Origin of the sequence: Gemmobacter caeni, assembly GCF_003054195.1 — a bacterium.
GTDB classification, from domain to species: domain Bacteria; phylum Pseudomonadota; class Alphaproteobacteria; order Rhodobacterales; family Rhodobacteraceae; genus Gemmobacter; species Gemmobacter caeni.
Genome location: NZ_QBKP01000004.1, coordinates 239,786 through 252,550, shown reverse-complemented (window position 1 = coordinate 252,550; position 12,765 = coordinate 239,786). Strand labels below are relative to the sequence as shown.

Sequence of the window (12,765 nt, the reverse complement as noted above, 5' to 3'; positions counted from 1 at the left end):
CGCCTCATAGGGGGGGCCGCGCCCGCTTGCAAGCGCGCAGCGGTCAGTCCTCGTCCGTCACGTCGCTGCCCTGCGCGATCAGGGCGCGCAACAGCGCCTCCAGCCGGGCCGCCTCGGTCGTGCCAAGACTTTCGCGCAGCATGCTGTCGTAATCCAGCGCGCGCTGACCCAGCCGCAGGAACACCTCGCGCCCGGCCGAGGTCAGCGACAGGATTTCGGCCCGCCGGTCGGTCGGGCTGGGGTTGCGCGCCAGATGGCCCTCGGCCTCCAGCGCCGCGACCGCGCGGCTGACCTTGGTCTTTTCGATATGCGAGATACGGCAGATGTCCCGCGCCGTCATGGCGCCGAAGCGGCCCAGATTGGCCATGACGCGCCATTGCGTGCGGGTCATGCCGTAGTCAGCGCGATAGACTGCGTAGAAGGATTTCGACGTCGCCTCCGCCGCCTGATTGAGCAGATAGGGCAGAAAACCGTCCAGATCGAACTGCCCCTGTTCCGCTTCCGTCATCGGCATTGCCCCCGCCAGCCAGTCATCCCCGGCCAAAGTGCCACAGCGGCCCCGGCCTGTCACCCCCGGCACGGCTGTCGTCAGGCTGATACAGGGCGGGGATAGACCGGCAGGCATTCGATGCCGGAGGCCCCGCCATGCCCGAAGCCGCCCCGCGCGCCCTGCCCCGCCACGGCGAGCCGCGCTTTTCCGATCTGCTGCACGCAACAGCCAGCGCGCATCCGCACCCACGGCTGAGCATTGGCGACATGCTGGCTGCGATGCAGGACCGGGCAGGTGCTGCACTGCTGTTCATCTTTGCCTTCCCGAACATCCTGCCGACCCCGCCGGGCGTGGCGACGATCCTTGGCCTGCCGATCATCTTTCTTTCGGCCCAGATGGTGCTGGGACGGCCGCCGCATCTACCCCGGCTGATCGCCGAAAGATCCATGGCGACCGCGCAGGTCCGGCAACTGGTGGCACGCGCCCTGCCGCATCTGCACCGGGCCGAAGGCCTGTTGCACTACCGCTGGCCACTGCTGACCGCGCCGCTGGCCGAACGATTGCTGGGGGTGATCTGCCTGGCGCTGGCGATCCTTTTGTCGCTGCCGGTGCCGCTGGGCAATCTGCTGCCCTCGCTCAGCGTCTGCATCCTCGCACTGGCGATCATGGAGCGTGACGGGCTCTGGGTGCTGGCGGGCCTTGGCGCGGCGGTGGTTTCGTTCCTGTGGCTGGGACTGGTATCCTGGGGCGTGATCCGGGCGGCGGCGTTCGTCATCGGCAACGCCTTCTGATCACATGCCTTCCCAGGGCCGCCGGTCGCGGCGCCAGCGGATGAAATGCACCTCTGCCTCGGCCGCCAGGGCAGCCCAGCGGATCAGCACTTGCGGCCCCGGAAAGCCCATGACCAGCCGCGCCTCACCCTGATGCAACTCCATGCGGGCGGCCCCCATCAGGGCATTCCACGCCGCCATCGCCTCGGCGGGCGGGGTCACGTTCCACGGCAGCAGCAGCCGCCAGCCGGCTTCGGTTTCCTCTGCCCGGAACTCGGGCGATTGCGGAGCGACGCGGGCATAGACCACGCCGCCCTCCGCTTCGACACCACAAAACCCTGCGGTGGCGAAAGCCGCCTGCACCTCTGCCCCGGTCATGCCACCAGCGCCTCCGCCTTCTTGAGATCGACACTGACCAACTGGCTGACCCCCTGTTCCTGCATCGTCACCCCGAACAGCCGGTCCATCCGTGCCATGGTCACGGCGTGGTGGGTGATGATCAGGAACCGCGTCTCGGTGCGCCGGGTCATCTCGTCCAGCAGGTCGCAGAAGCGGGTGACGTTCGCATCATCCAAAGGCGCGTCCACCTCGTCCAGCACGCAGATCGGTGCGGGATTGGCGAGGAACACCGCGAAGATCAGCGACAGTGCTGTCAGCGTCTGTTCGCCCCCCGACAGAAGGCTGAGCGTGGACAGCTTCTTGCCGGGCGGCTGGCACATGATTTCCAGCCCGGCTTCCAGCGGGTCATCGCTTTCCACCAGCACCAGACGCGCCTCACCGCCGCCGAACAGGTGATTGAACAGCGTGCCGAAAGACCCGTTGACCTGTTCGAAGGCGGTCAGCAGACGTTCGCGGCCTTCGCGGTTCAACCCCTGAATCCCGGCGCGCAGTTTCTTCACCGCCTCTTCAAGATCGGATTTTTCCTGCTGAAGCTGGTCATGTTCGGTCTGCACCGCCTTTGCATCTTCCTCGGCGCGCAGGTTCACAGCCCCCAGCGAGTCGCGCTGGCGTTTCAGCCGGTTCACATCAGTCTCCAGCACCTCGGCGGCGGGCATGGCATCCGGGTCGGCCTTCAGCCGGTCCAGCAATTCGGCGGGCGCAAGATCCATCTCCTCGCGGATACGTTCCGCCGCATAGGCGACGGTTTCGCGGGCCGCATCAGCGCGCGCATCGGCGCGGGCGCGGGCCTCGCGGGCCTCACCTGCCAACCGCTCCCCGTCCCGCTCGGCCAGTTGCGCCTCGCGCAGCTTGCCCTCGGCCTCGGCCAGCGCATCGGCGGCCTTGCGGCGACGAGCCTCGGCGGCGTCGATCGCTTCGCCCAGTTCCTCGCGCTTGATGGCGATTTCCTCGGGCGCGGCGCTGGCCTCGACCAGTTCCTCCTCCGCCTCGGCCTTGCGTTCGGCCAGTTCGGCGCTGCGCTTTTCCGCCGTATCCAGACGATGCCGCCAGCCCGAGATTTCCTTGGTGACCTCTTGCCGCCGCCGCACGCGGGCCTCGCCCTCGCGCCGCAGTTCATCCTGTGCCGACCGGCGCGACATCATGGTGATGCGCGCAGCTTCCACCGCCATGCGCAATGCCTCGACCCCGCTGCGCGCGGTTTCCAGATCGTCCAGCCCGCCTGCCCCGGCTTCGGCCTCGGCCAGGCGCGATCGCGCGGCCATCGCCTCGTCATCAAATCGCGTCACGGCCAGCCGCGCGGCCTCCAGCTTGCCAGCGGCGAGCGAGCGGTCAGCCTCGGCCCGCGCCAGTGCCCTGCCCGCCTCAGTCACGCGCTGGTCGGCGGCACGCCGGGCCTCGCGCGCCATCTGATCGGCCCGGTTGAGATCACTCAGACGGGCCTGCAATGCCTCATGCGCCTGTTTAGCGCCCTCAGCCCGCGCGGCGACCTCTTCCAGATCGCGCTTCAACTGCACCAGACGGTTAAGCTGTTGCAGACGCAGCGCCGCGGCCGATGGCGCATCCTCCGCCCCCGCCCGGAACCCGTCCCAGCGCCACAGATCGCCGTTCAGGCTGACCAGCCGTTGACCGGGGCGCAATTGTGCCTGCAAAGCCGCCGCCTGCGCCCGGTCGGCCAGACCGATCTGGGCAATCCGGCGGCAGAGCACCTCGGGCACGGTGACATGGGCCGACAGCGGCGCCACCCCCTCGGGTAGCGGTTGCGGCGCGTCGTAATCCGGCAGCAAGGCCCAGCCGGAACGCGCCCCTTCGGCCAGTTCCGGCGCGCGCAGGTCGTCCGCCAAGGCTGCCCCCAGCGCCGCCTCATAACCTGGCGTGACCTGCACCCGGTCCAGCAATTGCGTGCCCGCCTGCGCCTCGCGGTCCACCAGACGGGCCAAAGCCGCGACCTCGGCGCGCAAAGCATTGGCCTCGCCCTCAGCACCAGATCGCGCGGCACGGGCTTCCGCCTCGCGGGTCTGCGTTTCGGCGCGGGCTTCCTCGGCGCTGGCCAGCGCCTCTTCCGCCGCCTCGGCCAGCGCGATGGCCTCTTCCTGCGTCTCTGCCGCGCTGTCCTGCGCCTCTGCCGCTGTTTCCAGCGCGCCGGTCGCTGTGGCCACCGCATCCCGTGCCCGAGCCGCCTCGGCCTCGGCCCGCTCCAGCGTGGCGCGGGTATCGGTCAGCAGGCGCTGCGCCGACTGGTGCCGCGCCGCCAGACGCGCGACATCCTCGGTCCGGTCGGCAAGCTGCGCTTCCCGTTCCGACAGGATCGCCCCGGCTTCGCGCGCCACTTCCACCGCCTCCGCCAGCCGCTCGTCATGGCCGTCATGGGCGCGGGCCAGCGCCTCCATCTCCCAGTCCAGCCGGGCGATGGTTTCGCCCGCATCGCGGTTCAGCCCGGCCTCGCGCTCCATATCACGGGCAAGCTGGGCGATGCGGCCATGCAGGGTTTCGATGACCTGCCGCGCCCGCGCTTCCTGATCATTCAGCGCGTCGCGCTGCACCACCAGCCGCTGCAAGACCGCACCTGCGATGGCTTCCTCCTCGCGCCGGGGCGGCAGCAGATCCTCGGCCGCCTCGCGCCGTTTCGTCGCCTCGCGCGCGGCCTTTTCAGCCGAAGCCGCGGCCAGAAGCCGCCCGCGCAGCACATCCTCCGCCTCGGCCCGCGCCAGATCGGCCTCGCGCCAGCGACGATACAGCAGCATCCCTTCCGAACGGCGCAGTTCCTCGCCAATCTCTCGGTAGCGCGCCGCCTGCCGCGCCTGCCGCGCCAGCGTTGCAAGCTGCGCCGCAAGCTGCTCCAGCACATCATCCACGCGGGTCAGGTTCTGCTCGGTCGCGTTCAGCCGCAGTTCGGCCTCGTGCCGCCGCTGATAAAGGCCGGAAATCCCCGCCGCCTCTTCCAGAATACGCCGACGCGCCTTGGGCTTGGCGTTGATCAGTTCCGAAATCTGCCCCTGCCGCACCAGAGCCGGGCTTTGCGCCCCGGTCGAAGCATCGGCGAACAGCATCTGGATGTCGCGTGCCCGCACGTCCTTGCCGTTGGCCTTGTAGGCGGACCCTGCATCTTTGGTGATGCGACGCACGATTTCCAGCGCATCGGCATCGTTGAACCCGGAGGGCGCCAGCCGCTCGCTGTTGTCCAGCACCAGCGCCACCTCGGCAAAGTGGCGCGCCGGGCGGGTGGCCGCGCCAGCGAAGATCACATCCTCCATCCCGCCGCCGCGCATGGCAGTGGGGCGGTTTTCCCCCATGACCCAGCGCAATGCCTCCAGCAGGTTCGACTTGCCACAACCGTTCGGCCCCACGACGCCGGTCAGGCCATCGTGAATCACCAGCTCCGTCGGATCGACAAAGCTTTTGAAGCCGTTCAGTCTGAGGCGGGTGAACCGCAAGGGAATCTCCGTTTCGGGGGTGGCATCGTCGGGGTTGCGAGGAGTGGAGTCAATCTCTGCCCCCGCATATGGCGGGGATGGGCGGGGTTATCCCCAAGATGTTGGCTGTTCCCCTGCGCCAAAGCGCCGCGAAATCCGGCAATTGACGCAAGGCAAGGCTGCGGCGAGGATCGGGGCATGAGCCTTTCACCCCCGATCACCGGCGCCTGCCTTTGCGGCGCTACCACCTACCGGCTGGACGCGCCGCCCCTCTGGACCGCGCATTGCCATTGCGCATCCTGCCGCAAGGCGACCGGGGCGGGTTTTGCCAGCTATCTGGGCGCGGCAGAGGCGGCCCTGCGCTGGTCCGGCCCGGATCGCGCCAGCCATTGCAGCAGCCCCGGCACCTTCTGGGATCGGTGCGGCCAGTGCGGCAGCCCGCTGGCCTATCGCTCGGCCCGGTTTCCGGGCGAGGTGCATCTGCACGCCGCCACGCTGGACCGCCCGCAGGATTTCGTGGCGGAAACCGAGGTCCATACTGACGAACATCTGCCCTGGACCACCCTTGCCGCGCCGCCGCCGCGCCGTCTGGCGCCCGAGGATGACATGGCGCCGGTGCTGGCGCTGATCCGCGCGGCCTTCGCCTATATGGACGGACGGATCGACCCGCCTTCCTCCATGCACCGGCTGACCGAAGCGGATCTGGGCGCGCAGGCAAAGACGGGCGAGGTCTGGGTGATCGGCGCACCGCCCGTGGCCTGCATGGTCCTGACCCCGAAGGCCGATGCGCTTTACGTCGGAAAGGTCGCCACCGCAAAGACCGAGCGGGGGCGCGGCCTCGCCCGCCGCCTGATCGCCTGCGCGGAGATGCGCGCCCGCGCACTGGGCTTTCCCACGCTGGAATTGCAAAGCCGGGTGGAGCTGGTGGAAAACCACGCCGCCTTCACCGCGATGGGCTTCATCCAGACCGAGGCCACGGCGCATGCAGGTTATGACCGCCCGACAAGCCTGACCTTCCGCAAGCCGGTCTTGCCCCTTCCCTGAATCCGCGCTTTGTCTCAGTCTCCGACAAAACCCCGGAGGCCGCATGATCCCAGCCCTTCTGACCCTTCTTGGCGCCCAGCTTGCCGGTGAAATGCTGACACGCGTGACCGGGCTGCCACTGCCCGGCCCGGTGCTGGGAATGCTGATCCTGATTGCCGGTTTTGCCGTTTTTCCCGGCCTGGTCACGATCGTGCGCCCGCTCGCGCAGGGCATACTTGGCAACCTCTCGCTGCTGTTCGTGCCTGCGGGCACCGGCGTCGTGGGCCATCTTGGCACGCTCGCGGGCTATGGCCCGGCACTGGCCGTGGTGCTGATCGTTTCGACCATCCTCGCCATCGGCGCCGGGGCGCTGGCCTTTACCGCTGTAGCAAAGCTGATGAAAATGGAACCGGAAGCATGACCGATTTCGCCGAGATCTGGTCTTACCTCGCGCGCGGGCCGCTTCTGTGGCTGACGGCAACGCTCGCGGCCTATGCGGCAGGGGACGCCTGTTTCCGCGCGGCGGGGCGCAAACCCTGGGCCAACCCGGTGCTGATCGCAGTCGCACTGCTGGCGGGGCTGCTGTGGCTGACCGATACGCCTTACCCCACCTATTTCGAGGGGGCGCAATTCGTGCACTTCCTGCTGGGCCCCGCCACGGTCGCGCTCGCGCTGCCGCTGTGGGACAACCTGCCCCATGTGCGCCGCGCCGCGCTGCCACTGCTGGCGGCGCTGGTCACCGGATCTGTGGTCGCCGCCGGATCGGCCGTGGCCATCGCACGGGCCTTCGGCATCACCGGCGAGGTTCTGGCCTCGCTCGCGCCAAAATCCGCCACCGCGCCGGTGGCTCTGGGCATATCCGAGCGGCTGGGCGGCTCACCCACGCTGACCGCCGTGCTGGTGATCCTGACCGGCATCATCGGGGCGATCTGCACCACACCGCTGCTGAATGCGCTGGGAATCCGCGACTGGCGCGCGCGGGGCTTTGCCACCGGCGTCGCCGCCCATGGCATCGGCACCGCCCGCGCCTTTCAGGTGCATCCGGTGGCCGGGGCCTTCGCCGGCCTCGGCATGGGGCTGAACGCGGTGCTGACCGCCTTCGTGGCCCCGCTGGTGCTGCGGCTGTTTCAGTAAAGCCCCGAGGTCGTTCCCAGCACATCGCGAAGCGCATCGGCAATCGGGTCGCTGCCCTGCGCGGGCGGCTGGCCACCCAGCTGGGGCTGCGGCGCATATTGCTGGCCCTGCGGCACACCGCCGACATCGCCGGATGATGCCGAGGCACCGGCGCTGGGTGGCAGACGCGGCTCTGGCACGATCATCGGCAGCGGCGTCGCGGGGATGCCCTTGTGGACCCGCGCCATCACCTCATGCCAGATTTCGGCCGGAAGACCGCCGCCGGTCACACCCTTCAGCGGCGTATTGTCGTCATAGCCCATCCAGACCCCGACAACATAATGTGCCGAGAAACCGATGAACCACGCATCGCGCGAAGCATTGGTGGTGCCCGTCTTGCCCGCAACGGGTGTATCGCCCAGCCGCGCCCGGCCGCCGGTGCCCTTCTGGATCACCTGCGTCATCATATAGGTCAGCAACTGCGCCGCATTCTGGCTGATCACCCGCTCACCGATACCGCCCGACTGGCCGATAAGCTCGGTGTCATCGCCCTGCAACTTCAGTTCCACCAGACCATAGGGCTGCACCGACGAGCCGCCGTTGAGGATACCGGCATAGGCGCCCGTCATCTCCAGCAAGGTGCTTTCCGAAGCCCCCAGCGCCAGCGCCGGACCCGCCGCCAGATCGCTTTTCACCCCGAACTGTTGCGCCACCTGCCGCACCACATCGCGGCCCACCGCCTCGGACACGCGCACCGCCGGGATATTGCGGCTTTCCGCAAGCGCCTGCGTCAGCGTGATCATACCCTTGAACTTCTTGTCGTAATTCTCGGGCGTCCAGGGGCCGGAGCCGGGTATCCGCATCGTCAGCGGCGTATCCTCGACATAATCCGACGGGCTGTAGCCCAGATCCAGCGCAGCGGCATAGACAAAGGGCTTGAACACCGATCCCGTCTGCCGCAGCGCCTGCGTCGCCCGGTTGAAGCTGCCCGCTGCCGCAATCTTGCGCCCGCCGACCATGCCCCGCACGGCACCATCCGCGCTCATCACCACGATGGCGGCCTGCGCTTTGGAGCCTTCCTGCACCTTGGTCTCAAAGACGAATTGCAGCGCGTCTTCCGCGTCGCGCTGGATCTTCTGATCCAGCGTGGTGCGAATGATCACATCCTCGGTGGTTTCCTTGGTCAGGAAGGCAGGACCGGATTCCATGACCCAGTCGGCAAAGAAGCCACCCGCATTCTTTTGCGCAGCCTCCGAAAGCTGTGCCGGATGCGCGCGGGCATCATCGGCCTCGGCCCTGGTCAGATAGCCCTGCTCTTCCATCAGGCCAATAATGACATTGGCCCGGTCCTGCGCCCGTTTCAGATTGTTGGTCGGGGCATAGCGCGAGGGCGCTTTCAGCAGGCCCGCCAGCATCGCGGCTTCAGCCGGATTAACCTGATTGGCCGATTTGCCAAAGTACCGCTGCGCTGCCGCTTCGAACCCACGCGCACCCGCACCCAGATAAGCGCGGTTGAAATAGATCGTCAGGATGTCATCCTTGGAATATTTCCATTCCATCGCCAGCGAGAAGGGAATCTCCTTCACCTTCCGCCACACCCCGCCCGAGCGGCAGTCTTCCTCGTAGGCGGCTTCGGATTTCCACTGTTTCGCATCATATTCGACGCCAAGGCACAGAAGCTTTGCCACCTGCTGCGTGATGGTCGAACCGCCGTTGCCCTCCAGCGGGCCACGGCCTTCGGCAAGGTTGATGCGGATGGCCGAGGCAATGCCGCGCGGGCTGACGCCGAAATGATGGAAGAACCGCTTGTCCTCGGTCGCCACCACGGCATTCTTCAGGTGTTTGGAGACGTTTTCGGCGGTGATCATGCCGCCGAAGGTTTCGCCGCGCCAGGCAAAGACCTTGCCATCGCGGTCCAGCATGGTCACCGATCCGCGCGCGCGGGCATCCACAAGGTCCGATACCTGCGGCAGGCGCTGTTCAAAATAGAAGGCCGCGCCAAACAGGATCAGCCCGACAACGGCGGTGACGCGCCAGCCGATTCCCCAGACCACCCGCCAGATCATCGACAGGATGCCCAGAATGAACCCCATGATCAGACCGTGCTTGCGGGGCGGGCGTTTGCGCGGAGCGGGCGATTTCTTCGCGGCAGCAGGCTTTTTCGGCGGTGGCTTGGCCCCGCCCCCGCCATAGCGCCGATCCGCCACCAGCGTCTTGCCCTTGTTTCCCGATCCACTCATGCCCGTCACGCCTGCTCTGATCTTGTTTTGGGGAATCTTACCCTGTCGCACGCCTGTTGTGGAGGGCATGCGCCCGCGATTCGCAATTCGTTTCCGCACAAAAAATATGCAGTCGCAGGAGAAAGTGCAAAAAATGTGCAACTTGTCGTCTCCTGCCCGCCCCTTGCGGACGTCGTTTCTTGTGCACTCGCAGCATTCTCCGCCTTCTGAGTGCGCAAGGCCCCGCAGCGGGCCGTCTGCCAGAGAAGGGGACGCACGTGAAACTGATCATCGCAGCAATCAAGCCGTTCAAGCTTGAGGAAGTCCGCGAGGCGCTCACCACCATCGGGGTGCGCGGGATGATGGTAACCGAGATCAAGGGCTTCGGCTCGCAGTCGGGTCATACGGAAATCTATCGCGGCGCAGAATATGCCGTGAATTTCGTGCCGAAAGTGCGGCTGGAGATCGTGGTCTCCGACAGCCTGGCCGATCAGGTGGTGGAAACGATCCGCTCCACCGCCCGGACCGACAAGATCGGTGACGGCAAGATCTTCGTTCTGGATGTCGAACAGGCCGTGCGCGTGCGCACCGGCGAAACCAATGACGACGCGCTTTGAGATGCGGGTGGAAGGGGAAACAACGACCATGAAAACTTTGACCAAACTCTCTGGCCTTGCGGGGCTCGCGGCAGTGACCGCGCTGCCCGTCTGGGCGCAGGAAGCCACCGCCGAGGCCACCGAAGCCGTCGCCGAAGTCGCGCAGGTGATGGATAAGGGCGACGTCGCCTGGATGATGACCTCCACCGTTCTCGTGCTGTTCATGACGCTGCCGGGCCTGGCGCTGTTCTACGGCGGCCTCGTGCGCACCAAGAACATGCTGTCGGTGCTGATGCAGACCACGCTGATCGCCTGCGTGATGATGCTGGTCTGGGTGATCTACGGTTATTCCTTCGCCTTCGGCGGCGGCACCTCGCCGTTCTGGGGTGGCCTCGGCAAGCTGTTCCTCGCCGGTGTGACGCCTGACAGCATGTCGGCCACCTTCACCGACGGCGTGGTGATCCCGGAATACCTGTTCATCGCCTTCCAGATGACCTTTGCGGCCATCACCCCGGCCCTGATCATCGGCGCCTTCGCCGAACGTGTGAAGTTCACCGCCGTGCTGCTGTTCAGCGTGCTGTGGGGGACGTTCTGCTACTTCCCCATCGCCCATATGGTGTGGGACGGCGCGGGCCTGATCTTCAATATGGGTGCCATCGACTTTGCGGGCGGCACCGTTGTGCACATCAACGCCGGGATCGCGGCGCTGGTCGGCAGCCTCGTGATCGGCAAGCGCGTCGGCTACGGCAAAGAGAACATGGCCCCGCATTCGATGGTGATGACCATGATCGGCGCCTCGATGCTGTGGGTCGGCTGGTTCGGCTTCAACGTCGGCTCGAACCTTGAAGCCAACGGCGGCGCGACGCTCGCCATGATCAACACCTTCCTCGCCACCGCTGCCGCCGCTGTCGCCTGGTCTGCGCTGGAAGGCATGCTGCGCGGCAAGGCCTCGATGCTGGGCGGTGTGTCGGGCATGGTGGCCGGTCTCGTGGCCATCACCCCGGCCTGCGGCACCGTCGGCCCGATGGGCGCCATCCTGCTCGGCGTGATCGCTGCTGCCATCTGCTACTACTTCGTCACCGTGGTGAAGATCAAACTCGGCTACGATGACAGCCTTGACGTGTTCGGCATTCACGGTGTGGGCGGTATCGTCGGCGCCATCGGCACCGGCATCTTCTCGGCGGCGACGCTGGGCGGCGTGAACGGCGACGACTACTCGATCGCGGCGCAGACCTGGGTGCAGTTCCAGTCGGTCGTCATCACCATCGTCTGGAGCGGCGTGATCTCGTTCATCCTCTACAAGCTGGTGGACATGATCGTCGGCCTGCGCGTCGATACCGACAGCGAGCGTCAGGGCCTCGACCTCACCTCGCATGGCGAAAGCGCCTACCACGGATAAGCGTCCCGGCGGGCCGACCTCCTCCCCGGCCCGCCATACCCAGCCCAACCTCGGGCAAAGAAAAAGGCCCGGAGCAAGCTCCGGGCCTTTCAAATTTCTTGCAAAGAAATTTGCAAAAGTTTTCAGGAAAACTTTTGCGTCACCCCCGCCGTCACAGGACCGAAGCCACGGCCCGCGCCAGCACCGGCACGGTTTTCGCGTTCAGCCCTGCGATGTTGATGCGCGAGTCGCCCACCATGTAGATGCCATGCTCCTCACGCAGCCGGTTCACCTGCGCCTCGGTCAGCCCCAGCCGCGAGAACATGCCGCGATGGCGCGCCACGAAATCGAAACGGTCGGAATTGGTCGCCTTGCGCAGTTCTTCCGCCAGTTGCTCGCGCAGGCCCAGCATGTTCAGTCGCACCTCCTCCAGCTCGGCCTTCCAGTCGGCGGTCAGCGCGGCATCCTCAAGGATCACCGTCACCACCCGCGCGCCATGATCCGGCGGGAAGCTGTAGTTCTGGCGGTTCAGGAAGGCGAGATTGCCCTGCGTGATTTTCGTGGCCTCCGCATCCTTCGACACGGCGATCAGGATGCCGGTGCGTTCGCGGTAGATCCCGAAATTCTTGCTGCACGAAGCAGCGATCAGCACCTCGGGGAAGCTTTCGGCCACCAGCCGCGTCGCAGACGCATCGGCCTCCAGCCCGTCGCCAAAGCCCTGATAGGCCAGATCGACCAGCGGCAGCGCACCGCGCCCGGCCAGCAGTTCAACCGCCTCGGCCCATTGATCGGCGCTCAGGTTGGCGCCGGTCGGGTTGTGGCAGCAGCCATGCAGCAGCACCACATCACCCGGCTTCACCCGGCCCAGATCCTCCATCATCCCTGCGAAATCGACACCGCCGCTGGCCGCGTCGAAATAGCGGTATTCGGCCATCGGAATGCCGAGATATTTGATGATCGACGGATGGTTCGGCCAGGTCGGCGCCGACAGCCAGACCGTCGCATTCGGATCGGCCAGCTTCACCAGTTCCAGCGCCTGCCGGATGGCCCCCGTCCCGCCGGGCGTCGCGACCGAAGCCAGACGATCCTCCGCCACCGCGCCATCAAGGATCATGCGGCGCATCGCCATGTTATAGGCGGGCTCACCAGCCAGCGCGGTATAGGTCTTTGTGGTCTCGGCTTCCCAGAGCTTCTTCTCGGCGGCCTTGACCGCCCGCATCACCGGGGTCAGCCCGGTCGGGTCTTTGTAGACCCCGACGCCAAGGTCGATCTTGTCCGCCCGCGTGTCTTCGCGGAACATGGCGATCAGTTGCAGGATCTTGTCCTGCGGCTGCGCCTTCAATGCGTCAAACATCCCGTTCACCTTC

Annotated in this window: 11 protein-coding genes and 1 pseudogene; 7 read left to right on the top strand and 5 right to left on the bottom strand. The window is 66.6% G+C overall.

The window, feature by feature from the left end:
- Positions 1–43 precede the first annotated feature (43 nt).
- The gene (locus C8N34_RS08600; RefSeq protein ID WP_244910748.1) at positions 44–580 is read right to left on the bottom strand and encodes a MarR family winged helix-turn-helix transcriptional regulator; all 537 of its coding nucleotides are present in this window, start codon (positions 578–580) and stop codon (positions 44–46) included.
- Positions 581–645: 65 nt separating this feature from the next.
- Here C8N34_RS08600 and C8N34_RS08595 point away from each other — a divergent pair, with 65 nt between their 5' ends.
- A complete protein-coding gene (locus C8N34_RS08595; RefSeq protein WP_108128500.1) occupies positions 646–1,281 on the top strand; it encodes an exopolysaccharide biosynthesis protein in 636 nt (211 codons plus the stop codon).
- Here the strand turns inward: C8N34_RS08595 and C8N34_RS08590 are convergent, their stop codons facing one another.
- Positions 1,282–1,638, bottom strand: a complete 357-nt coding sequence (locus C8N34_RS08590) for a hypothetical protein (protein WP_108128499.1) — start codon at positions 1,636–1,638, stop codon at positions 1,282–1,284.
- Positions 1,635–5,090, bottom strand: a complete 3,456-nt coding sequence (gene smc / locus C8N34_RS08585) for a chromosome segregation protein SMC (protein WP_108128498.1) — start codon at positions 5,088–5,090, stop codon at positions 1,635–1,637. Before smc ends, C8N34_RS08590 begins: the two co-directional genes overlap by 4 nt.
- 177 nt (positions 5,091–5,267) lie before the next feature.
- On the opposite strand from smc, the pseudogene C8N34_RS26845 reads away from it, so the two are divergent.
- The 4 genes and pseudogenes from C8N34_RS26845 to C8N34_RS08570 form a co-directional block, all read left to right on the top strand.
- Positions 5,268–5,597, top strand: a pseudogene (locus tag C8N34_RS26845) (GFA family protein); the annotation flags it as partial.
- Positions 5,598–5,675: 78 nt separating this feature from the next.
- Complete coding sequence (locus tag C8N34_RS26840) at positions 5,676–6,113, top strand: GNAT family N-acetyltransferase (protein ID WP_242013790.1); 438 nt, start codon at positions 5,676–5,678, stop codon at positions 6,111–6,113.
- 43 nt (positions 6,114–6,156) lie between these two features.
- Positions 6,157–6,513: a CidA/LrgA family protein gene (locus C8N34_RS08575; RefSeq protein ID WP_054302592.1), complete on the top strand. Its 357-nt coding sequence runs from the start codon at positions 6,157–6,159 to the stop codon at positions 6,511–6,513.
- Positions 6,510–7,226 carry an LrgB family protein gene (locus tag C8N34_RS08570; RefSeq protein ID WP_054302593.1) on the top strand — a complete coding sequence of 239 codons (717 nt, stop codon included), beginning with the start codon at positions 6,510–6,512 and terminating at the stop codon, positions 7,224–7,226. The genes C8N34_RS08575 and C8N34_RS08570 overlap by 4 nt, the downstream gene beginning before the upstream one ends.
- On the opposite strand, the gene C8N34_RS08565 is transcribed toward C8N34_RS08570, so the two are convergent.
- Complete coding sequence (locus tag C8N34_RS08565; RefSeq protein ID WP_108128496.1) at positions 7,220–9,445, bottom strand: transglycosylase domain-containing protein; 2,226 nt, start codon at positions 9,443–9,445, stop codon at positions 7,220–7,222. The two genes, C8N34_RS08570 and C8N34_RS08565, sit on opposite strands and share 7 nt — an antisense overlap.
- A 257-nt stretch (positions 9,446–9,702) precedes the next feature.
- Between C8N34_RS08565 and C8N34_RS08560 the strand changes: the two genes are divergently transcribed.
- Positions 9,703–10,041: a P-II family nitrogen regulator gene (locus C8N34_RS08560; RefSeq protein WP_054302595.1), complete on the top strand. Its 339-nt coding sequence runs from the start codon at positions 9,703–9,705 to the stop codon at positions 10,039–10,041.
- Between the two features lie 28 nt (positions 10,042–10,069).
- Positions 10,070–11,419: an ammonium transporter gene (locus tag C8N34_RS08555; RefSeq protein WP_108128590.1), complete on the top strand. Its 1,350-nt coding sequence runs from the start codon at positions 10,070–10,072 to the stop codon at positions 11,417–11,419.
- Between the two features lie 151 nt (positions 11,420–11,570).
- Here C8N34_RS08555 and C8N34_RS08550 read toward each other — a convergent pair whose 3' ends face one another.
- Positions 11,571–12,752, bottom strand: coding sequence for an amino acid aminotransferase (locus tag C8N34_RS08550; RefSeq protein WP_108128495.1), 1,182 nt, complete (start codon positions 12,750–12,752; stop codon positions 11,571–11,573).
- Positions 12,753–12,765 lie beyond the last annotated feature (13 nt).